The organism is Nostoc spongiaeforme FACHB-130 (assembly GCF_014698475.1).
Classification (GTDB): Bacteria; Cyanobacteriota; Cyanobacteriia; order Cyanobacteriales; family Nostocaceae; genus Nostoc_B; species Nostoc_B spongiaeforme.
Genome location: NZ_JACJTB010000001.1, coordinates 230,744 through 256,437 on the forward strand (window position 1 = coordinate 230,744; position 25,694 = coordinate 256,437).

6 protein-coding genes are annotated in these 25,694 nt (G+C 41.6%); all 6 read left to right on the forward strand.

What is annotated here, in order from left to right; all coding sequences use genetic code 11:
- Positions 1 to 16 precede the first annotated feature (16 nt).
- Positions 17 to 4,732 carry a non-ribosomal peptide synthetase gene (locus tag H6G74_RS00990; RefSeq protein WP_190965883.1) on the forward strand — a complete coding sequence of 1,572 codons (4,716 nt, stop codon included), beginning with the start codon at positions 17 to 19 and terminating at the stop codon, positions 4,730 to 4,732.
- Position 4,733: 1 nt separating this feature from the next.
- Positions 4,734 to 7,982, forward strand: coding sequence for a non-ribosomal peptide synthetase (locus H6G74_RS00995; protein WP_199340855.1), 3,249 nt, complete (start codon positions 4,734 to 4,736; stop codon positions 7,980 to 7,982).
- 141 nt (positions 7,983 to 8,123) lie between these two features.
- Positions 8,124 to 12,650 carry a type I polyketide synthase gene (locus tag H6G74_RS01000; RefSeq protein ID WP_190965884.1) on the forward strand — a complete coding sequence of 1,509 codons (4,527 nt, stop codon included), beginning with the start codon at positions 8,124 to 8,126 and terminating at the stop codon, positions 12,648 to 12,650.
- Between the two features lie 16 nt (positions 12,651 to 12,666).
- Positions 12,667 to 19,077: a non-ribosomal peptide synthetase gene (locus tag H6G74_RS01005; RefSeq protein ID WP_190965885.1), complete on the forward strand. Its 6,411-nt coding sequence runs from the start codon at positions 12,667 to 12,669 to the stop codon at positions 19,075 to 19,077.
- A 152-nt stretch (positions 19,078 to 19,229) separates the two neighbouring features.
- A complete protein-coding gene (gene panP, locus H6G74_RS01010) occupies positions 19,230 to 20,873 on the forward strand; it encodes a pyridoxal-dependent aspartate 1-decarboxylase PanP (protein WP_190965886.1) in 1,644 nt (547 codons plus the stop codon).
- Positions 20,874 to 21,099: 226 nt separating this feature from the next.
- Entirely contained in the window at positions 21,100 to 25,674 is a 4,575-nt protein-coding gene (locus H6G74_RS01015) for a type I polyketide synthase (RefSeq protein WP_190966096.1), read from the forward strand.
- Positions 25,675 to 25,694: the final 20 nt, after the last annotated feature.

The window sequence follows — 25,694 nt, forward strand, 5'->3', positions numbered from 1 at the left end:
TTTATTACTAAATAATATGGACAGTAAAAATCATGAAATTATTCAACGTCGTTCTCATCTCTCACCCGCGAAACAAGCCATTTTAGAAAAACGCTTACGGGGTGAGCGTCATGTTAGTAATCAAAAAACAACTATTCCTCGTTGTACCGAGCGAAGTTCAATTCCTTTGTCCGCACCCCAACAGCGATTGTGGGTTCTGCAACAATTGGAACCCCAAAGTTATGTTTATAACGAATTTGTATCTATAAAATTAACAGGTAATCTTAATCTTGCCATTTTAGAAAAAAGTTTTAATGAAATTATTAACCGTCATGAATCTCTGCGTACTTCTTTTACAACCATAGACGAGCAACCAGTTCAAGTAATTCATCCCTCTGTGACTATCAAGTTACCAGTGGTAAACTTGAGCCACTTACCGCCAGCATTACAGAATGCGGAAGTTGAGCGCCTAACTCATGAAATTGCTCAAGCACCTTTTAACCTAGCAGTTTGTCCCTTGCTGCGCGTTATGTTATTGCAAACGCAGGAACAGGAATATTTGCTTTTATTGACTATCCATCACATTATTTGTGATGGGTTGTCAATACAAGTGCTGAACCAAGAATTAGCCGTCATTTACAAAGCTTTTTCAGCAGAACAACCTTGCCCACTTTCAGAACTGCCAATTCAATATGCAGATTATTCTATCTGGCAGCTTCAACAGTTACAAGCTGAACGCGCAACAACCCAACTTTCATATTGGCAGCAACAACTAGCAAATGCTTCCACTACTTTATCTTTGCCCACAGACCATCCGCGGCCTCCAGTACAAACTTTCAACGGCACAACCAGAAACTTCCAACTATCATCAGATTTAAGCCAAGGTTTGCGGTCTTTAAGCAAGCAACAAGGAGTCACATTATTTATGACCTTGTTAGCAGCTTTTCAAGCACAATTGTACCGTTATACAAATCAAGAAGACATTTGCCTTGGTTCTCCAATTGCTAATCGCAACCATGCTGATATTGAAGGATTAATCGGTTTTTTTGTCAACACCTTAGTACTGCGTACTGATATTTCTGGAAACCCCAGCTTTAGGGAATTGCTCAAGAGAGTGCGCGATGTGTGTGTAGGAGCTTATGCTCATGCAGATTTACCTTTTGAGCAATTAGTAGGAGAGCTACAACCTGAGCGAAATCTTAGTCATACCCCACTTTTTCAAGTAACCTTTGCTTTTCAAGAAGATACTAAAAAAGATTTAGTATTACCTGGTCTGACTCTCCAATGGCTTCAGAACCATAATGGGACAGCAAAATTTGATTTATCTCTGTATGTGGTAGATTCCCGTCCAGAAATTTGGGGGTGGTGGGAGTACAACACAGATTTATTTGATGCTGCGACTATTGAAAGAATGGTAGGGCATTTTACTAATTTGCTCCAGGATATTATTACTTTTCCAGAGAAGCGTTTATCAGAGTTGTCATTATTAACAGAAATTGAACTTCAGACTCTTTTAGTTAAATGGAATCAGACAGCGACTGATTACGATTTGGATAAATGTATCCATGAATTATTTGAACAACAGGTAGCAAAAACACCAAATGCAGTAGCCGTAGAATTTGCAAATCAGCAATTAACTTACCAACAATTAAACACCAAAGCCAACCAATTAGCCCATTATCTGCGATCGCTAGGAGTAAAACCAGAGGTATTAGTGGGGATTTGTGTAGAGCGTTCTTTGAATATGATTATTGGACTACTCGCCATCCTGAAAGCGGGTGGTGCATATATCCCCCTAGATCCTAGCTATCCTCAAGAACGCTTGGCTGAGATGTTAAAAGATTCACAACCAGGCGTGTTGCTCACACAACAAGATTTATTAGCAAGTCTACCCAATCACAAAGTGCAAGTAATTTGCCTCGATAGTGACTGGGAACAAATTGCTCATGAAAGCACCGAAAATCCTGTAACCAACATCACAGTTGATCACCTTGCTTACGTCATCTACACCTCCGGTTCTACAGGTAAACCCAAGGGTGCAATGAATAGCCATCGAGGTGTTTGCAATCGCTTACTGTGGATGCAAGATACTTATCAATTAACATCAGCAGACGCGGTTTTACAGAAAACTCCCTTCAGTTTTGATGTGTCTGTATGGGAATTTTTCTGGACATTGATCACAGGTGCGCGTTTAGTAGTGGCTCAACCAGAAGGACATCGAGATCCCCACTACTTAGTTAACTTGATTATCCAGCAGCAAATCACCACTTTACATTTTGTGCCGTCAATGCTGCAAGTTTTTCTCGAAGTAGAAGATTTAGAAAAATGTCAATCTCTAGTCCGAGTGATTACCAGTGGTGAAGCATTACCAGCCCAACTGCAACAACGCTTTTTTAATCGACTGGATGTGCAACTGCATAATCTCTATGGCCCAACAGAAGCAGCTATAGATGTGACTTTTTGGCAGTGTCAAAAAGATAGTTTTACCAGCCAAAATACAGTTCCTATTGGTCAACCAATTGCCAATATTCAAATTTATATACTTGATCCGCATCTCAATCCGGTTCCTATCGGTGTGACAGGTGAAGTTTATCTTGGTGGTGTTGGAGTAGGTAGGGGTTACTTCAACCGTCCTGAATTGACAGCAGAAAAATTTCTCCCCAATCCTTTTAGTCAGCAAGGCGAACGTCTTTATAAAACAGGGGATTTAGCCCGCTGTTTGCCGAATGGAGAGATTGAATATATTGGACGCATTGACAACCAAGTCAAGATTCGTGGTTTCCGCATTGAATTGGGCGAAATTGAAGCCATCATCAGCCAATACCCGACGGTGCGTGAAACTGTAGTTGTAGTTAGTCAAGAATCAAAAATAATTGCCTATCTAGTGCCGCAAACACAGCAAACACTGGCAATTCCTGAGCTACGCAACTTTTTAGAATCAAAGCTCCCCAATTACATGGTGCCAGCAGCTTTTGTGATCTTAGAGGCACTACCATTAACACCCAATGGTAAGATTGACCGCAAGGCACTTCCAGCAACTGATATAGTGCGTCCAGAACTCGCAGAAACCTTTGTTGCACCACAAACAAGTATTGAAAAGCAATTAGCTGTCCTTTGGTCAGAAGTATTAGGTTTAGAAAATATAGGCATCAACGATAACTTTTTTGAACTAGGTGGAGATTCGATTCTGAGTCTGCAAGTAGTATCTAAAGCCAACCGTTTGGGTCTGCAATTAACTCCTAAACAGATGTTTCAGTACCAAACTATTGCTCAAATAGTAACAGTAATTGGTACAAAAGATAAAATTCTAGCTGAACAAGGAGTGTTAACAGGAACGCTAGAATTGATACCCATTCAGCATTGGTTTTTTGACCAAAAGCAACCAGAACCACACCATTGGAATCAAGCAGTATGCTTAGAAAGCAAACAAAAAATTGACCCTGTAATCTTAGAGAAAAACATCCAGTTTTTAGACAAACATCATGATGTTTTACGTTTACGTTTTAGACAGCAGGAGTTTAGTACTCAAGCACTGATTGTTAGTCCAGATCCGGCGATACCGTTGACATACTTTGATTTTGCAGCACTACCCGAAAATCAGCGATCGCCAGCAATAGCAGCAGCCACCGATCAACTGCAAGCTAGTCTAAATCTTTCACAGGGGCCATTATTCCGAGTTGCTTTGTTTAACTTGGGAGATAATCAACCTCAACGGTTGCTGTGGATTATTCACCACTTAGCCGTTGATGGTGTGTCTTGGCGAATTTTAATTGAAGATTTGCAAACAGTTTACCAGCAAATAATTCAAGGCAAAGTAATCAATCTGCCACCCAAAACAACTTCTTATCAACAATGGTCTAGCCATCTCCAAAAATATGCACAATCTTCAGCTTTACTAGAAGAAATAGACTTCTGGTTAACAACCCAACATCAATCGGTTACGCCTATACCAAGAGATTTTGGCGATGGAGACAATCTAGAAGCAACCACATCGACTGTATCAGTATCGCTGTCCGCAGCCGAAACCCAAAGTTTGCTGCACCAAGTACCAGCAGCTTATCGGACACAAATTAATGATGTATTGTTAACAGCACTTATACTAACTTTTAATCAGTGGACTGGAGAAAATTGTTTATTAATTGACTTGGAAGGACATGGACGAGAAGAAATTTTCGAGGATGTGGATTTATCGAGAACGGTGGGTTGGTTCACCACGATTTTTCCTGTACATTTAAATTTGGAAAATAGCCAAGATTTAGGCAAAGCTTTGCAGTCAATTAAAGAGCAACTAAGAGCCATTCCGAATCGAGGTATTGGCTATGGATTACTGCGTTATCTGAGTCAAAATCAAGAACTAGCCGCACAGTTTTCTGCCTCAAAGGCTGAAGTTATTTTTAACTATTTAGGACAGTTTGATCGCATTTTAGCCGAATCATCTTTATTTAGTTTCGCGCCAGAATCGGTTGGTGCTACTCACAGTGGGCGAAATCAACGAACTCACTTACTAGAAATTAATGCTGGGATTTATCAGGGACATCTGGAAATAAGTTGGTCTTACAGTAGCAAGTTGCATCGACAAACCACAATTGAGAAACTAGCAGAAAACTTGATTGAGGTAGTGCGATCGCTAATTGCTCACTGCGAGTCTGTTGATGCAGGTGGATTTACCCCTGCTGATTTCGCTGAGTTTCAGCAAAGCCAATGGAATCAAAGTGATCTTGATGCCATTACAGCAGCTATAGGAGATATTTGATATGGGTGTGAAAAATAAAAACATTGAAGATTTTTATCCCCTCTCGCCCATGCAGCAAGGTATTCTGTTCCACAGTCTTGCTACTCCTCAGTCTGGGGTCTATTTTGAACAATTTAGCTGGAATCTCCAAGGAAAGCTGAATGCTACCTTATTCCATCGTGCATGGCAATATGTTGTAGAACGACATGCAATTTTGAGAACCTGCTTTGTTTGGGAAGGCTTAAAAGAACCAGTACAAATTGTACATCGACAAGTAAATCTACCGTGGCAAGAGTATGATTGGCAGCATCTCTCTTCGGAAGCACAACAACAAGAATTAGAATTGTTTTTCCAAAGCGATCGCTCTTGTGGTTTTAATCTCAAGCAAGCACCATTGATGCGCTTCACACTAATTCAACTGTCGCCGACTGCCTATAACTTTACCTGGAGTCATCACCATCTGTTGTTAGATGGCTGGTCTTTAGCGACAGTTTTTCAAGAAGTCCTGTCTTGTTACAAGGCTTTTAGCCACGAGCGACAGGTGTACTTGGAAAATATTCGCCCTTATCGAGATTATATTGTCTGGCTACAGCAACAAAATTTATCTGAGGCTGAAACTTTTTGGCGACAGACGCTGCAAGGTTTTACCACTCCCACACAGCTATCAGTGAGTCCAGGAAATGGCTTACTGACTCCAACAGATAGCTATCACGAGGCAGAATTAAAGCTGTCTGTAGCTGCAACCGCCGCATTAAAATCTCTAGCAAAGCAATATCAGCTAACGCTGAATACTCTAGTACAAGGAGCTTGGGCTTTGCTATTGAGCCGTTATAGCGGTCAAGAAGACGTAGTGTTTGGGGCAGTAACTTCTGGTCGTCCTCCGACTTTAGCGCAAGCCGAGTCTATGGTAGGGCTATTTATCAACACAGTACCAATTCGAGTCCAAATATCTCCCGAAGGATTGCTTGTACCTTGGCTGTTAAAAAGCCAAGACCAACTAATTGAGGCAAGTCAATACGAGTATTGTCCGTTAGTCAAAGTCCAAGGATGGAGTGAAGTTCCTAAAGGTTTATCTTTATTCGAGAGTATAGTCATTTTTGAGAACTATGCTATGGATGCGTCTGTACGGCAAAGGGACATAAATTTAGATATCAAAGATGTTCATAGCTTTGAAAAGACTAATTATCCCATTGCCCTGACCGTGATTCCAGGTGACGAGTTGTGGCTCAAGATTACTAGCGGCGATCGCTTTGATGGTGACACGATTCACCGGATGCTAGGACATTTGCAGACTTTACTAGCAGGTATGGTCAACAATCCACAGCAAAGCCTAGGTGAGTTGTCGCTGTTAACAGAATTGGAACGACATCAGTTGCTAGTGGAGTGGAATAATACTCAAGTTCAGTATCCCCAACAGCAATGTCTTCATGAATTATTTCAAGCGCAAGTCGAGAAAACACCAGATGCAGTAGCAGTTGTATTTAAAGATGAGCAACTAACTTACCGCGAACTCAACACCAAAGCTAATCAATTAGCAAATTACTTACAAACTTTTGGCGTAAAACCAGAAGTATTAGTAGGGATTTATGTAGAGCGATCGCTATTGATGGTCATTGGGTTATTAGCCATCCTCAAAGCTGGTGGTGCATACATACCCCTAGACCCTAGCTATCCCCAAGAACGCTTGGCTTATATGCTAGAAGATGCTCAACCAAAGGTTTTATTAACCCAACAGAAATTAGTTACCACGCTACCAAATCAGTCAGCGCAGGTTATTTGTTTGGATAGTGATTGGGAATTAATTAGCGATCGCCACAGCGCAAATCCCATCACTCACATTACAGAAGATCATCTCGCCTACATCATCTATACTTCTGGTTCCACCGGAAAACCAAAGGGTGCAATGAACACCCATCGCGGCATCTGTAATCGCTTACTGTGGATGCAGGATGCTTATCAACTCACCGCCGCCGATCGAGTTTTACAGAAAACGCCCTTTAGTTTTGATGTCTCAGTTTGGGAATTTTTCTGGCCTTTGATTACTGGGGCGCGGTTAGTCATCGCTCAACCAGAAGGACATAAAGATCCCAACTATCTAGTTAACTTGATTATCCAGCAGCAAATTACAACCCTGCATTTTGTACCATCCATGCTGCAAGTTTTTCTCGAAGCAGCAGCAGTCGAAAAATGTCAGTCTTTGGTGCGGGTAATCGCCAGTGGAGAAGCATTACCAGTTGAACTGCAACAACGCTTTTTTCAGCGACTTGATGCCCAATTACATAATCTTTATGGCCCAACAGAAGCGGCTGTCGATGTCACCTTTTGGCAATGCCAAAATCATTTAAACAACCAAAAGACAGTACCTATTGGTCGCCCAATTGCCAATATTCAAATTTATCTCCTTGATAAATATCTTCATCCTGTGCCTGTGGGTGTACCAGGGGAAGTTTATATTGGCGGTGTAGGTGTTGGTCGGGGTTATTTAAACCGTCCTGAATTAACCGCCGAGAAATTTATTCCCAATCCCTTCACTACCACAGCCAGTCGTCTTTACAAAACAGGTGATTTAGCCCGTTATCTTCCTAACGGAGAAATAGAATATATTGGTCGGATTGACTATCAAGTGAAACTGCGGGGTTTCCGCATTGAACTAGGAGAAATAGAAGCAGCGATCGCTCAATATCCCGGAGTACGAGAAACTGTAGTGGTGGTTAATGCACAACGAATAGTTGCCTATCTAGTTCCGCAAGCAGCCCAAACATTAAGCATTTCAGAGCTACGTAGTTTTTTAGAATCAAAATTACCCAGCTACATGATTCCCGTGGCTTTTGTTTTATTAGAAGCATTGCCCCTGACTGCGAATGGTAAAGTTGACCGCCGAGCTTTACCTACACCTGATACAAACCGCCCCGAATTAGCTGATGCTTATCAACCACCGCAAACTGAAGTTGAACAAACTATTGCCCAAATTTGGCAAACGGTCTTGCAATTAGAAAATGTGGGGATTCATGATAATTTCTTTGAACTTGGTGGTCATTCATTGCTGTTGGTGCAAGTGCATAGCAAATTACGTGAATTATTTACTAAAAATTTAGCGGTTCTTGATTTATTTAGATATCCCACAATTAATTCTTTAGCTAATTATTTAACGCAGGTTGAGCCGGAAAAAATAACTGCTGAGATTTCAGAGGTTGTTATTGAGAAAGTTGCCGATGGCAAGGCTCAACAAAGAAAACGTTTACAAAAAATTAAGTCTATTCAAAATATTTAATACCAGTCATGTATGAAGAAGAATTTTAAGAAACGAACCGCAAAGGGCGCAAAGGACACGAAGGAAAGAGAGTTTTAGAGAGTTAGGAAAAGAGATTTTTAGAGAGTTATTGTGTGATTAATTTTTTTACTATTTAAAATTATGGGTATTAGTACATCATTAAATGGATCAGAAATAGCAATTATCGGCTTATCGGGGCGATTTCCGGGAGCCAAAGATATTGATGAGTTTTGGCAAAATCTTCAGCAAGGCAAGGAAACAATTGCATTTTTTACTGACGAAGAACTCTTGGCAGCCGGAATAAATTCATCTTTATTAAATGACCCTAATTATGTTAAAGCCCAAGCAATCTTGGAAGACGCAGAATATTTTGATGCCGAGTTTTTTGGTTTTAATCCTAGAGAAGCTACAATTACTGATCCTCAACACCGAGTATTTCTTGAATGTGCTTGGTCAGCCTTAGAAAATGCCGGATATGATTCTCAAAATTATCCAGGTGCGATTGGTGTTTATGCTGGTTCTGGAATGAACACCTACTTACTAAATATTTATTTAAATCAAAATCTTATTGGTGCTGTTGATCCACAGCAACTTATGTTAGCTGGGAATAAAGATTTTTTAACTACTCGTGTTTCTTACAAACTCAACTTAGAAGGGCCTAGTTACGCCGTCCAAACAGCTTGTTCAACTTCATTGGTAGCAGTTCACTTGGCTTGTCAAAGCTTACTCAATGGTGAGTGTGATATGGCTTTGGCTGGTGGTGTTGCCATCAATGCTGACAGAAAAGCAGGATATTTATATACAGAAGGAGGGATATTGTCTCCTGATGGGCATTGCCGTGCTTTTGATGCTGATGCTCAGGGATCTGTAGGTGGTGAGGGTGTGGGAATTGTGGTGTTGAAGCGATTGGAAGATGCGTTGAGCGATCGCGATACAATTCATGCCATTATCAAAGGTTCAGCAATTAATAATGATGGGGCGTTCAAAGTCAGCTACACAGCACCCCGCATCGATACCCAAGCTAAGGTGATTAAAACTGCCCAAATCGTCGCGGAAGTCGAAGCAGAAACTATCACCTACATTGAAACTCACGGTACAGCTACCGCTTTAGGCGACCCCATTGAAATCACCGCCCTCACCCAAGCTTTCCGCAGCAGCACCCAAAAAACAAATTTCTGTGCCATTGGTTCTGTCAAAACCAACGTTGGACATTTAGACACAGCCGCAGGTGTGACGGGGTTAATCAAAACTGTCCTCGCCCTGAAGCACAAACAAATACCCCCAAGTTTGCATTATTCTGCTCCGAACCCTGAAATTGACTTTGCCAATAGTCCTTTCTATGTCAATACCAAACTTGTAGAATGGCAAACCAATCATCTTCCCCGGCGTGCGGGAGTTAGTTCTTTTGGGTTGGGGGGAACTAATGCCCATGTAATTTTGGAAGAAGCGCCAGTGTGGGAAGGGGACAGGGAGCAGGGGAGAAAGTATCAATTGTTGCTTCTATCTACCAAAACAGCATCAGCACTAGAAAAAGCAACCACAAATTTAGCTGATTATTTGCAAGCACATCCTGATTTAAATCTGGCAGATGTGGCTTACACATTGCTCTTTGGACGCAGAACTTTTGACTATCGGCATGCGGTGGTGTGTCGAGATATTGCCGATGCACTCAAGGCGCTGCAAAATTCCCCGCCAGTCGCCCACAAAACTCAACCACGTCCAGTTGCTTTTATGTTTTCTGGGCTGGGAACTCATTACGTTGATATGGCTTTGGAACTTTACCAAACTGAGTCAACATTTCGCGGCTGTGTGGATGAATGTTGTGAACTGCTTCAGCCCCTGCTGGGTTTGGATTTGCGAGATGTTTTATATCCCAACCGAAATCATCAAAATGGTAAGCAGCAAACCCAAACAGGTCTAGATTTGCGGAAAATGCTGGGGCGGGGTGAGCCATCAACCGATGTCGCTACGCAAAAACTCAACCAAACTGTGTTGACGCAACCAGCCATGTTTGTAATTGAATATGCGTTGGCTCAGTTGTGGATATCTTGGGGAATTCGCCCGACGGCGATGATTGGTTACAGCATTGGTGAATATGTCGTCGCCACTTTGGCTGAGGTTTTGTCTTTAACAGATGCTTTAACCTTAGTCGCCAGAAGGGCGCAGATGATTGACGAGTTACCAGCAGGGGCAATGCTGGCTGTGCCGCTTTCCGAGGCTGAGATACAGCCATTGTTGAATGAGAAAATTTCCCTGTCGGCAATTAACGGCGAATCATTATGTGTGGTTGCAGGTTTCCCCGATGCCGTTGCAGAATTAGAACAAAAATTGAGCGATCGCGGTTTAATAGGTAAGCGGTTACAAACTTCCCATGCTTTTCATTCTGTAATGATGGAAGCGATCGCAGCAACTTTTCACAATTTAGTTAATCAATTTAGCCTCAAATCCCCCAAAATTCCTTATATTTCTAACGTCACCGGCACTTGGATTACTGCCGAACAAGCCACAGACCCAACCTACTGGGTACAGCACCTTTGTCAAACAGTGCGCTTTGCCGATGGAGTCCAACAATTATCACAAAAAGATCATCCGATTTTATTAGAGGTCGGCCCTGGTCAAGCATTAATTAGTTTTGCATCCCAATGTCTCGATAAATCCTTGATGTTTCCCAGCTTGCGTTATGCCTACGAGCAGCAGTCAGATGTCGCCTATTTATTAAATACATTGGGTCGTCTGTGGCAAGCTGGGGTTACTGTAGATTGGTCAAGTTTTTATACCGATGCGCCACAACAGAGGATTCCTTTACCAACCTATCCATTTGAACGTCAGCGTTACTGGGTTGATGCCCATCCAACAGCTAATTTGGTTTTGCGTTGCGCCCCTGGAGAAACACAAAACACAATAGAAGAATTAAGTCAAGAGGCTCAAACTGCACCAAAAACCAGTATCACTGGCTATGTCAGACCAAATTTAGATAATGATTATGTCGCCCCTAGAACGGAAGTAGAACAAATCATTGCCAATATCTGGCAAGAACTCCTGGGTATTGCTTCCGTAGGTGTAGAAGATAGCTTTTTTGAGTTGGGTGGAGATTCCGTACTAGGGATTCAAGTCAGCGCCAGAGCCAATAAAGCCGGGTTTCGACTCACACCCCAGCAATTATTTGAACATCAAACGATCGCCAAATTAGCACAGGTAATCACTAAAACCCAAGTTGTCCAAGCTGAACAAGGTGTAATTACAGGTTCAGTCCCCCTGACTCCGGCTCAACACCAGTTCTTTGCCTTGAATCAACCAGAAATTCATCACTGGAACCAAGCGGTGTTGTTAGAGGTAGTGAAACCTCTGAATTTAGATATTTTAGAGCAAACCTTAAAGCAACTATTAATACATCACGATGCCCTGCGTCTGCGGTTTACCCGTTCTGAGTCGGGATGGGAACAGGTCAACGCCGCACCTGAAGAATATGTCCCGTTGACATATATTGATTTGTCAGCTTTGTCATCCACCGCCCAACAATCAGCTTTAGAAGTAGCCGCCGCCCAAATTCAAGCCAGTTTGAATTTAACCACAGGGCCAATTGTCCGCTTTGCCTTGTTTGATATGGGTGTGCAGCAAAACAGCCGCTTATTAATTGTGATTCACCACTTGGGGACTGATCCTGGTTCTTGGCGCATTTTATTAGAGGATCTCCAGACTGGTTATCAGCAGTTGAGTCAAGGACAGCTTATTCAACTCCCCGAAAAGACAACTTCTTATCAGCAGTGGTCGTTGCGTCTCCAAAAATATGCAGCATCCGAACAGTTACAACAACAGCAACAACACTGGTTAAGTGGACGTTATCAGCAAGTTGCCACTTTACCCTTAGACTATCCTGACGGTATTAACACTGTAGCTTCCGAAGCGCAAGTTATCTCAGTTGCGTTGAATGAAAGCGAAACTCAACTGCTGCTTCAGGAAGTTCCGGGAGTGTATCGGATGAATACACAAGAAGTTTTGCTGACTGCACTGGTACAAGCTTTTAAACAATGGACAAAGCAAAACTTACTCCTAATTAATCTTGATGAAAATGGACGGGAAGTGAGTACAGGTGGAATTGATGATGTCGATATCTCCAGAACAGTGGGGTGGATTACGACTACTTACCCTGTGCTGTTAGATTTAGACAAAACAGTTACTCCTGGGGATGCACTCAAAGCCGTGAAAGAACAAGTGCGTCATGCTTCGAGTAATGGTATTGACTACGGAGTGTTACGCTACCTCAGCCCTGACCCGATAGTAATTGAAAAATTCCAGTCTCTTCCCCAAGCTGAGGTAATGTTTCTCTACCTTGGTCAACTGAGTAAAAGTTTGCCGCAAGATTCCTTATTTAAATGGACAGAAGAAGCACTCGGTTCAACAGCCAGTCCAAAAGCAATTCGCCCTTATCTCTTTCAAATTAATGCGGCAATTACTGAAGGCAAATTGCAACTATATTTCAACTACAGCCGGAATATTCATCGACCCCAGACAGTCGAAAAATTATCGCACAATTTTATTCAAGCCCTCAAATCTTTGATCAGCCATTGTCAGTCTCCTGAAGCTGGAGACTATACCCCCTCTGATTTTGCGGCTGCAAATATCAATCAAGAAAATTTAAGTAAATTGTTAGCTCAAATCAGTCAATAAGCAGGAGAATTTTCTCATGAAACCCAACAATATTGAAGATATTTACGAACTTTCTCCGATGCAACAGGGGATGCTGTTTCACAAGTTGGCTGCACCTGATTCGGTGGTGTATTTTGAGCAGAATTATTTTACTTTGCAAACGCCAATTAATATCCCAGTTTTCCAAAAAGCTTGGCAGCGAGTTGTAGACCGTCACCCAATTTTACGCACAGCATTTTATTGGGAAAATCTGGATAAACCATATCAAGTGGTGTATAAGCAAGTAGATTTGCCTTGGGAATTTCAAGATTGGCAACATTTATCATTAGAAGCACAACAAAAGCAGTTTGCAGATTTTTTAATAGCCGATGGCGATCGCGGTTTTGAATTAGGGCAAGCCCCTTTAATTCGCCTGACATTAATTCAGATGGCTAAAGACAATTATCAATTTGTGTTTAGCTTTCATCACATCTTAATGGAAGGCTGGTCTGTAAGCTGGTTATGGAAAGAATTTTATGAGTTTTATTATGCCTTTTGCCAAGGGCAAGATTTATATTTAGAACGCCCCCGCCCCTACAAAGAATATATTACTTGGTTACAACAACAAGACCAGAAAAAAGCCGAATCTTTTTGGCGGCACAAACTCCAAGGATTTACAGTTCCAACACCAATTCTGATTGGGAAAAATGCAGCTAATTTTGCTGACCAAGCCACAGATTATCACAGACAAGAATTGCAGTTGTCAGCAACTATAACAACTGACATCAAAGCTTTTGCTCGTAAGTATCAACTAACTTTAAATATCATCATTAAAGGCGCTTGGGCTTTACTTTTGAGCCGTTATAGTCAAGAGTCAGATGTAGTTTTTGGCTCCACATCTTCAGGTAGACCAACGGCGTTAGCTGATGCAGAGTCGATGATTGGGCTATTTATCAACACACTCCCACTACGAGTAGAAGTAGACCATAATGCTGTCCTCACCGCTTGGTTGAAACAACTGCAAACCGAAGAAGTGCAGATGCGGGAGTATGAATACAGCCCATTATCCAAAATTCAACAATGGAGTCAGATTTCCCCTGGTCTACCACTATTTGATAGTATTTTAGTTTTTGATAATGAATTAGTAGATTACAATCAAGCATCGATTGTTGAAGATATCGGAGTCATCGATTCTCAATCATTATTTGACTGGACAAACTACCCCCTAACTGTGAAGGTAGTACCAAATTCAGAATCATTAAATTTATATATTTCCTATAATAATCGTCAATTTGAAAGTTCTAGTATGAGCCGCATATTAGAGCATTTAAAAACTTTATTAGCGGGTTTTATTGCCAATCCCGAAGCAAAATTACGGGAACTACCAATGCTGACGGCACAAGAAAATGAGCAAATACTCCAAGCATGGAATAATACCGCAACTAATTACGCTTTAGATAAATGTATTCATCAATTATTTGAACAACAAGTAAATAAAACACCCGATGCAGTAGCCGTAGAATTTGCAAATCAGCAATTAACTTATCAACAGTTAAACGCCAAAGCCAACCAATTAGCTGATTATTTGCGATCGCTGGGAGTTAAGCCAGAGGTGTTAGTGGGAATTTGCGTGGAGCGTTCTTTGGATATGATCATTGGACTACTCGCTATCCTCAAAGCGGGTGGTGCATATATCCCCCTCGACCCCAACTATCCCTCTGAACGCATCGCCTATATCCTGGAAGACACACAAGCACCAGTCTTACTCACCCAATCATCACTCTTGGCAGTCATGCCCCCACACCAAGCCAAGGTAATCTGTTTAGATACTGATTGGGATGACATCAGCCCACACAGCCAGGAAAATCTGGTTACGGAAGTCACGACTGAGAACCTCGCTTATGTGATTTACACCTCTGGTTCCACAGGTAAACCCAAAGGTGTACAAATTCCCCACCTGGCCTTGAGTAACTTTTTGTACTCTATGCAGCAAGCCCCAGGTTTAACTGCTGAAGATACATTACTTGCAGTTACTACCTACTCCTTTGATATTGCCGCCTTAGAATTATTTTTACCCATAATTGTCGGCGCACGGTTGGTAATTGCCAGCCAAGAAATTATCTCTGATGGTGTGCAGTTAGCGGCAAAAATCACTGAGTGTCAAGCCACAGTTATGCAAGCCACACCAGCCACATGGCAATTACTGTTAGCCGCAGGTTGGGGTGGTAATCATCAATTAAAAATTCTCTGTGGTGGCGAAGCTTTACCAGAACAATTAGCCAATCAGTTACTAGAGAGGTGTCTGTGTTTGTGGAATATGTACGGCCCCACAGAAACCACAATTTGGTCAGCCGCTTGTCAAGTAAAAACCGTTGATCACACCGTACCCATTAGTTCGCCCATTGCCAATACCCAGCTTTATATCCTCGACCAAAATCACCAACTAATGCCCGTGGGTGTAGCCGGAGAGTTGTGCATTGGTGGTTTGGGACTGGCGAGGGGTTATTTCCAGCGTCCAGATTTAACCGCCGAAAAATTTATCCCCAATCCTTTTAGCGAAACAGCCGCACGCCTGTATAAAACCGGAGACTTGGCGCGATACTTACCCAATGGAGACATTGAATACCTGGGACGGATTGATTACCAAATCAAAATCCGTGGTTTTCGTATTGAATTGGGAGAAATTGCTGCTGTCATTAGCCAACACCCAGCAGTTAGAGAAACTGTGGTGACGGTTCATGGTTCCGCCGCCGATACTCAACGAATCGTTGCCTATATAGTCCCCCACATAGGGCAAACTTTTACATCTGCGGAACTGCGGGATTTGTTAGCTGCTAAGTTGCCTAACTACATGATGCCAGCAGCTTTTGTCACCTTAGAGGCACTACCATTAACACCCAATGGTAAAGTTGACCGCAAAGCACTCAAACTGCCGGAATTTACACCGGGATCAACGTCCAGTCTGACTCCAGCCACACCCATAGAAAATTTATTAGCCGGGATTTGGGCGGAAATCCTGGGTATAGATAAAGTCGGGATTGATCAGAATTTCTTTGAATTAGGCGGACATTCTTTAATCGCCACCCGTGTGATTTCCCAAATTCGTCAAGTCTTTCAAATCGAGTTACCTTTACGTTATTTATTTGAAAAACCCACCATCGCCGGGTTAGCGAAAGAAATTGAAAAAGCAATTCAGGCAGATTTCACAATTGCCACAACCAAGATTGAAAAGATGGCGCGATCGCCACAATTACCTTTATCATTTGCTCAACAAAGGCTGTGGTTTTTATCCCAACTAGAACCAAATAGCCCATTCTACAATATCCCGGCAGCAGTAAGGCTACAAGGACAGTTAAATGTGGCAGCTTTAGCCCAAAGTTTCAGCGAAATTGTCGCCCGTCATGAAGCACTGCGAACCAATTTCGTCACCACCGCCGGACAAGTTGTAGCTGCGATCGCACCAGAAAAGCCCCTCAGCTTATCTACCATCGATCTCAGCGACCTGGAAACCAATCAGCAAGCAGCCAAAATCCAACACCTCGCTGACTTAGAAGCACAACAACCCTTTGACATCAGCCGCGACCATCTCCTCAGAGTCAAACTCTTACGTCTGAGTGAACAAGAACATATTATTTTAGTGACAATGCACCACATTGTCTCTGACGCTTGGTCAATTGGCATATTGGTACAAGAATTAGCCGCCCTTTATCCAGCTTTTTGTGATGGACAACCCTCACCATTACCTGCCCTACCAATACAATATGTAGACTTTGCCGCGTGGCAAAGACAATGGTTACAAGGACAAGTCCTGGAAACCCAAATATCTTATTGGCGCAAGCAGTTAGCAAACGCCCCCACAGTTTTAGAATTACCCACCGATTATCCCAGACCAGCAATCCAGACCTTTCAGGGTGCAACCTACTCATTTGAATTATCTACAGAACTATCAACAGCCCTGCAAAAATTGAGCCAACAGCAGGGAAGTACGTTATTTATGACCTTGTTGGCAGGTTTCCAAATCCTGCTATGGCGTTACACCGGACAAAAAGATATTGTGGTTGGTTCGCCCATCGCTAACCGCAACCGAGCCGAAATAGAAGGGTTAATTGGCTTTTTTGTCAATACTTTAGTTCTGCGAACTAACTTAGCGGGAAATCCCAGCTTTGTAGAACTGCTCAAACAAGTGCGGGAAATGGCATTAGGCGCTTACGCACATCAGGATGTACCGTTTGAGTTGTTGGTTGAGCAATTGCAACCCCAGCGCGATTTGAGCCATACGCCACTGTTTCAGGTGATGTTTGTCTTGCAAAATGCGCCGATGTCTGCATTAAAGCTGCCTGGTTTGACTTTAACACCGGAAGACAGCAATAGCGATAGTGCCAAGTTTGATTTAACTCTTTATGTCACAGAAACCGATTCAGGGTTAGTTGCGAGTTTAGAATACAACACTGATTTATTTAAAGAAAGTACAATTTGCCGGATGGCAAGTCATTTGCAAACGTTGTTAGCAGGAATTGTGGCAAATCCACAGCAGCGTTTGTCAGAGTTACCATTGTTGAATGAATCTGAGCAGCATCAATTACTGCGGGAGTGGAATGATACCGCCGTTGCCTATCCACAACATCTATGTATTCATCAATTATTTGCACAACAGGTAAATAAAACACCAAATGCAGTAGCTGTAGAATTTGCAAATCAGCAATTAACTTACCAACAATTAAACACTAAAGCCAACCAATTAGCTGATTATTTGCGATCGCTAGGAGTAAAACCAGAAGTATTGGTGGGGATTTGTGTAGAGCGTTCTTTGGATATGATCATTGGGTTACTCGCCATCCTCAAAGCGGGTGGCGCATATATCCCCCTCGACCCCAACTATCCATCTGAACGCATCGCCTATATCCTAGAAGACACACAAGCACCAGTCTTACTCACTCAAGCATCACTCTTGGCAGCAATGCCCCCACACCAAGCCAAGGTAATCTGTTTAGATACTGACTGGCATCACATCAGCCAACACAACCAGGAAAATCTAGTCACGGAAGTCACGCCTGAGAACCTCGCCTACATTATCTATACCTCTGGTTCTACAGGCAAACCCAAAGGTGTGATGATTCAACATGCCAGCACCGTGGCAATGTTAGATTGGGCAGACAAAACCTTTAGCCGAGAAGCAAGGGCAGGAGTTTTAGCATCCACCTCTATTTGCTTTGACTTGTCGGTATTCGAGATGTTTGTGCCTTTGTGTTGTGGTGGCAAGGTGATTTTAATCGAGAATGCACTATATATCAGCAATCTCCCCGCAACCTGTGGTGTAACTTTAATTAATACTGTCCCCAGCGTGATTGCACAGTTACTGGAAACAGATAGTATTCCCGCCTCTGTGCAAACTGTGAATATTGCGGGAGAACCACTGCAAAATCAACTCGTGCAGAAACTTTACCAGCAAGCTGACATACAACAGGTATATAACTTGTATGGCCCTTCGGAAGATACCACTTATTCTACGTTTGCCCTCATACAGAAGGGCGCGAACAGCACACCACCAATTGGTAGACCAATTCACAACACCCAAGCTTATTTGTTAGATGAAAATTTACAACCAGTACCGATAGGTGTACCAGGGATGTTATACCTTGGTGGGGCTGGTTTAGCCCGTGGCTATCTCAATAAGGTAGAACTCACGGCGGATAAATTTATTCCCAACCCCTACGCTCATGTCCCAGGAGAACGATTATATAAAACTGGCGATTTAGCCCGCTATTTGCCGAACGGAGAAATTGAATACATTGGACGCATTGACAACCAAGTAAAAATTCGTGGTTTCCGCATTGAATTGGGCGAAATTGAAGCACTGACAATTCAGCATCCAGGCGTAGAAGCTGCTGTGGTTACGGCTGTGGATGCCCAACAAATAATCGCCTACGTAGTTTTCAACTCAGAACAACCGCCAACCATTGCGGAGTTACGCGGCTTTTTAGAGGCAAAGTTACCAAACTACATGATTCCCGCAGCTTTTGTGACTTTGGCAGCACTACCATTAACACCTAATGGTAAAGTCGATCGCAAAGCACTACCCGCACCAGACACAACCCATCCAGAATTAACAGCCGTTTATCAACCACCCCAAACTGAGTTAGAAAAAACCATTGCGGATGTTTGGCAAGCAGTGTTGAATATTGAGCGTGTAGGTATTCATGACAATTTCTTTGAACTGGGTGGTCATTCGCTGCTGTTAATTCAAGTTCACAGTCAATTACAAAAAATACTCCAGAAAGATTTTCTGTTGGTGGAAATGTTTCAATATCCAACTGTGAGTCGTTTGGCTAGATATTTTAGTCAGGAATCTACAATTGCCACGTCTACTATCCCAAATTCCCATCGTGCGGAACAGCGAACTGCTTCGACTCAGCGTCGTAAACAAGCCAGGAAAGAATATCGTGCTGCTACTAATCAAACAGGGGAGTGAGTTTGGGAGGAAGATTTGAGGTTTGGTGATTTTTTTAACGAACCGCAAAGGACGCAAAGGGCGCAAAGTTATAAGAGTTTGAGAGAGTTCTTGCGTAAGTTTTAATCAGGTTAGAAGTAACAGCATCAATATTAGTAATTAAAGGAAAATCCATGACATTAAGTGAAACAGAAATTTTATCTCGAAACAATCTTCCTCCCACAGATAAAATCGTACAAACTGATATTGCTGAGTATGTTAAACAAATATTTGCCCCGACTCACGGGAAATATCTAGAAAATCAACTCGATGAAATAGTTGATGATTTATCGGCGGATTTTTTAATGTCTGAAGATGCCAATACAAATGCTGAGATTGACTGGATTATTAGCAAATTTGGCAATAGTCAAATCCCTCTAGAACCTACTGATTTTGACAGTTATTTCCAATCTTTAAATGAAAATGTCGTTGCTCATTCTATACATACATCAGCGCCGCAGTTTATTGGTCACATGACTTCGGCGTTACCTTCCTTTGTGCGCCCTTTAGCAAAATTGATGACAGCGATGAATCAAAATGCTGTCAAAATCGAAACGGCTAAAGCTTTGAGTTTTTGTGAGCGGGAAGCTTTGGCAATGATGCACCATCAAATTTATCATTTATCTGATAATTTCTACAGCCAACATATTCAAAATAATCAAAGTACTTTGGGTATTTTGGTTTCTGGTGGGACAACAGCAAATATCACGGCTTTGTGGTGCGCTCGCAATAAATCTTTAGGCGCGACTCATGATTTTTTAGGTATAGAAAAAGAAGGGTTAACAGCAGCGTTAAATTATTATGTTTATGAAGGGGCGGTGGTCATTGGTTCGGAATTGATGCACTTCTCTTTTGATAAAGCTGCGGATTTAATGGGAATCAGTACTAAAAATTTGATTCGCGTCCCAGTTGATGCTAATAATCGCGTTAATATCTCAGCATTACGCCAAACTGTTGCAGAATGCCGCGCCAAAAATTTACATATTATCGCCATTGTTGGTATTGCTGGAACAACCGATTCTGGTAGTGTTGATTCGTTAACAGAAATTGCTGAAATTGCCCAAGAAAATCATGTACATTTCCATGTCGATGCTGCTTGGGGTGGCCCTGTGATTTTTTCGCGCAAATACCAACATAAACTAGCGGGAATTGAACAAGCTGATTCTGTGACAATTGATGGACATAAACAATTGTATTTGCCAATGGGTATTGGGATGGTATTTTTCCGTGACCCTTATTTAGCCTCAGCAATTGAAAAACAAGCCAGCTATACCATGCGTAAGGGGTCATTTGATTTAGGTAAACGGGCGTTAGAAGGTTCTCGTCCAGGGATGGCGTTATTTTTACATGCTGGTTTGCAGCTAATTGGGTTGAATGGTTATGAGTTTTTGATTGATGAAGGTATCCGCAAAACCCAATATATGGCGGCACGAATTGAGGAGTTACCGGAGTTTGAATTGTTGGCGCAACCTGATACAAATTTGTTAATTTATCGTTATATTCCTGAGCAATTTCGAGATGTAGTTAGTAATAAAAAAATAACTGAATCTGACAATCAAATCATCAATGATTTTAATGAAAGATTGCAGAAAAAGCAGCGTCAGATTGGACGGACTTTTATTTCCCGAACTACAAAAACAACTATTAGTTTAGATAAGGAAATACCAGTGATTGCGATGCGTGCGGTGATTGCGAATCCTTTAACTACTGAAGGAGATATTGACGCTGTTTTGCTTGATCAAATTCAGATTGCAGCAACAATGCCACTGACATATTGACTAAAGAAGGCAGGAGGCAGGGGGCAGGAGGAAGAAATATTAGGACTTACGCAAGAACTCTCTCAAACTCTTATAACTTCGTGTCCTTTGCGTCCTTTGCGGTTCGTTTATTAATAATTTTGCGTAAGTCATGAAGTGATGAGTGCTGATTTAAATAAAAGTTATTTACTCAGCACTCCTGAAACTTAGTCCAGAAATATTTACTGTCAGGTTTTGACTTATGGATATGGCTAATAATTTTATTGATAGCTTAAATAATCAAGATGCGATCGCTATTATTGGAATGGCGGGTCGGTTTCCTGGAGCTAATAAAGTTGATAGCTTTTGGCAAAACCTGAAAAATGGTGTAGAGTCAATTTCTAATTTCACGGATGAGGAGCTAATCGCGGCTGGGGTAGATACTAAATTGCTCAACAATCCCAATTATGTGAAAGCCAGCGCCATATTAGAAAATATCGATTTATTTGATGCGGCTTTTTTTGGTTTTTCTCCTAGAGAAGCAGAAGTTACAGACCCACAACACCGCATTTTTTTAGAGGCTGTTTGGGAAGCTTTAGAAAATGCGGGTTATAACTCTGAAATTTACCGCGATCGCATCGGTTTATTTGCTGGTGTTGCTGCTAGTGATTATCTACTTTCTAACTTATATAATAATCGCAGTTTTCTCGAATCAGCCGACAGTTATCAAGTTTTAATCGGCAATGATAAAGATTTTTTACCGACTTTAGTTTCCTATAAATTAAATTTGCGAGGGCCAAGTATTAATGTTCAAACAGCTTGTTCGACATCATTGGTCGCTGTGCATTTAGCTTGTCAAAGTTTACTCAATGGTGAAAGTGATATAGCTTTAGCTGGCGGTGTGACGATTGCAGCTAAACCCAAAACTGGATACGAATATCAACCAGGGGGAATTAAATCTCCTGATGGTCATTGTCGGGCTTTTGATATTAACGCCAACGGTACTGTTTTTGGCAATGGTGTGGGGGTTGTCGTCTTAAAACGCTTAGAAGATGCAATTAATGATGGTGATTTTATTCATGCAATTATTAAAGGTTCAGCAGTTAATAATGATGGTTCTTTAAAGGTAGGATATACCGCCCCTAGTGTTGATGGTCAACGAGAAGTGATTTTAGAGGCTTTAGCCTTGGCTGGGGTGGAAGTAGAAACTGTCAGTTATATCGAAACCCACGGTACAGGAACGGCTTTAGGCGACCCGATTGAAATTCAGGCGTTAACCCAAGCTTTCCGCCATAGTACAAATAAAACAGGTTTTTGTGCCATTGGTTCTGTCAAAACTAATATTGGTCATTTAGATACAGCCGCCGGTGTGACAGGATTAATCAAAACTGTTTTGGCTTTAAAACATCAGCAAATCCCTGCAAGTTTGCATTTTCAGCAGCCAAACCCCCAAATTGATTTCGCCAATAGCCCTTTTTACGTCAATCCCAAATTATCAGAGTGGACAACCAACGGCACACCCCGCAGGGCTGGTGTGAGTTCTTTTGGTATTGGTGGGACTAATGCCCATATCATTTTAGAAGAAGCTCCCGTAATTCCCGCTTCTAGTTCTTCCCGTCCTTGGCAATTATTACTGTTGTCTGCGAAAACCAGCACGGCTTTAGAAACAGCCACAGCCCAACTGCGCGATTATTTGACGCAAAATTCTGATGTTCCCCTGACTGATGTGGCTTATACTCTGCAAGTCGGTCGTCGGGCTTTTGATTATCGCCGCATCATGATTTGTCACGACCAAGCTGATGCAGTTAAATTGCTAGATAATCAAGATAATCAACGTATTTTTAATCACCACTATCAGCCGAGCCACTGTCCTGTCATCTTCATGTTTTCGGGACAAGGATCGCAGTATGCAAACATGGGTCGGGAATTGTATGAACTAGAGCCAGTATATAAAAAATACGTAGATACCTGCGCTGAAATTTTACAGCCCTATCTTGGTTTAGATATTCGCTCTCTGCTTTATCCTCATCCAGAGGCGACAGAAGCGGCTGCAAATCAACTACAACAAACATTCCTCACCCAAAGCGCCTTGTTTGTCACAGAGTACGCCTTGGCGCAGTTATTGATGTCTTGGGGCGTGCATCCAGAGGCGATGATTGGTCATAGTATAGGCGAATATGTCGCGGCAGCGATCGCTGGTGTATTTTCTTTAGAAGATGCTCTGGCAATTGTGGCAAAAAGAGGACAGTTAATGCAGCAACTCCCCCCAGGCAGTATGCTGGCAATTAAGTTACCCGCCAAAGATGTGCAGTCGCTCTTGGATACATCCGATTTGTATAGAGTATCTCTGCAAATTGCGGTGATTAACAGTCCATCTGCTTGTGTAGTGTCGGGAATCAGCAGTGTAATTACAGCCTTGGAACAACAATTAACTGTGCAAGCAGTTGAATGTCGGCGGTTGCACACATCTCACGCTTTCCATTCGCTGATGATGGAACCAATATTGCCAGCATTTCGGGAGACTTTCAAAACAGTTAAACTCAATCCACCAAAAATCAGCTTTATTTCTAATGTCACTGGTACTTGGATTACTCCAGCACAAGCCACAAACCCTGATTATTGGTGTCAACATTTACGGCAAACTGTCAGATTTTCTGAAGGAATATCACAACTAATTCAGCAGTTTGATGGTGTGTTTTTAGAAGTGGGGCCGGGGCGGACTTTAAGCACAATCACCACACAGCATTTAGGTAAAAATCCTCAGCAACAAGTATTAAGTTCTTTACGCCATATCAAAGACCAACAATCTGATATTTGCTTTTTATTACAAACATTAGGTCGGCTGTGGCTGGCGGGTATAGAAATTGATTGGTCAGGATTTTATCGTCACGAACAGCGTCATCGTCTGCCTTTACCAACTTATCCATTTGAAGGTAAAAGATACTGGATTAATCCCCAAGCTTCTTCTGTTACTGTCAATGATCATAAACCAGATATTGCTGACTGGTTTTACATTCCTTCTTGGCAACGTTCTTTACTAACTCATTCATCCACAGCCGTCGGAGAATCAACATGGTTATTGTTTGTAGATGATTTGGGAGTTGGTGAGCAAATACTTGATAAGTTAAACAATCAAGGTAAAACTGTCATTACTGTTCGCCAAGGTGATGAATTTAAGAAAATCAGTACAACTAGTTATCAAATTAATCCCTACTCAAACTCAAATTATGAACTGTTAATTCAAGAATTAATATCATCGGGACAACAACCAGAAAATATTGCTTACTGTTGGAGTTTAAGCCAGCTTGAAAATTCTCAACCTGACAAATATTTAGAGTGCAAGGGTTTACTATCTTTGATTCAAAGTATTAGTAATCTGAAAAACCGCCTACAAATCAAGGTGATAACCAATAACATTCTAGAGGTGAATGGAAATGAAAAACTAAATCCAGAAAAATCACCAATCTTAGGTTTATGTCAAGTAATACCCCAAGAGTACCCCAATATTACTTGTCAGTGTATTGATATTGTTTTAACTGGCGATCGCAGCGATAATCAGATTATTCAGCAACTATTAAATGAGTTAATTTCTGCATCTTTAGATAATGTCATTGCTTACCGCGATCGTCATCGTTGGGTACAAACATTTACACCAGTTCATTTAGATGCCATTGTTGCCGAAAATATTCCTTTCCGAAATCGGGGTAGTTACCTATTTGCGGGTGGTTTAGACAGTTTAGAATTTGTGCTGGCGAAACATTTAATAACAACTTGCCAAGCCAAACTGATATTTATTGAAAGTTCTCAATTTCCCAAACAAGAGAACTTCTCACAATGGCTAGAAACTCATCTGCCAGATGATACTATCAGCCAGAAAATTCAACATTTTATTGCTTTAGAAGAACTCGGTGCAGCAGTTTTATTGTTGCGTGCCGATAAAACTAATTATGAGCAAATGCAGCAAATACTTACAGAAAATGTTGAGCAAATTAATGGTGTGATTTATGCAACGGGAATTAAGCATGAACAAATATTTGGTTCTTTGGTAGAAATTACAGCTATAGAGTTAGAAAATCTCTTAAAATCACAACATAGTCAAATTACTGTCTTAGAAAAAGTATTACAGAACTACAATCTAGATTTTGGCTGTATCTTTTCTTCCTTGACTAGCATTTTAGGAGGATTTGGTTTATGTTTAGATGCCGCAGTTTATCAATTAATTGATAGTTGGGGCAATCAACATAATCGAAATAATTCTTATCAGTGGTATATTATTAACTGGGATAATATACAATTAAATCCAGCCCAAGAATCAACCATATCTGAGCAAGTTTCTGGAACAACATTAGCAATTACATCAACAGCAGCAATAGAAGTATTTCAGCGAGTCCTTGCTTGTCCACAAGGAACTCAGATGATTATTTCTCCAATTGATATTAATACCAGAAAAACTCAGACAATTAACCTTGATCCTTGGCAAGATACACAATCTACTCATCAATTAGATTCATCACCGCGCCACTCTAGACCTAGCCTGAATAACTCATATATTGCGCCTACAAATGAGTTAGAAAAGCAAATTACGGAAATTTGGCAAGCGGTACTAGGAATTGTAGAAATTGGGATTTACGACAACTTTTATGAGTTAGGAGGCGATTCGCTAATTGCAACTCAATTAGTTTCTCGTTTGCGGGCTAAATTCCCTGTGGATTTACCTTTGCGTGACCTGTTATTAGAAGCAATGACTCCAGTGAAGCAGGCAGAATTTATTGAACAGTTGATGTTAGAAAAAATTGCTGATTTATCGGAGGAAGAAGTAGCTTTACTCTTAAGTAATGTCTAAATATTATAGCAATCATATCT

Excerpts from the sequence above, each read along its gene's own strand:
- H6G74_RS00995 (WP_199340855.1), top strand. The coding sequence starts at position 4,734 with ATGGGTGTGAAAAATAAAAACATTGAAGATTTTTATCCCCTCTCGCCC.
- panP (WP_190965886.1), top strand. The coding sequence starts at position 19,230 with ATGACATTAAGTGAAACAGAAATTTTATCTCGAAACAATCTTCCTCCC.
- H6G74_RS01015 (WP_190966096.1), top strand. The coding sequence starts at position 21,100 with ATGGCTAATAATTTTATTGATAGCTTAAATAATCAAGATGCGATCGCT.
- H6G74_RS00990 (WP_190965883.1), top strand. The coding sequence starts at position 17 with ATGGACAGTAAAAATCATGAAATTATTCAACGTCGTTCTCATCTCTCA.
- H6G74_RS01000 (WP_190965884.1), top strand. The coding sequence starts at position 8,124 with ATGGGTATTAGTACATCATTAAATGGATCAGAAATAGCAATTATCGGC.
- H6G74_RS01005 (WP_190965885.1), top strand. The coding sequence starts at position 12,667 with ATGAAACCCAACAATATTGAAGATATTTACGAACTTTCTCCGATGCAA.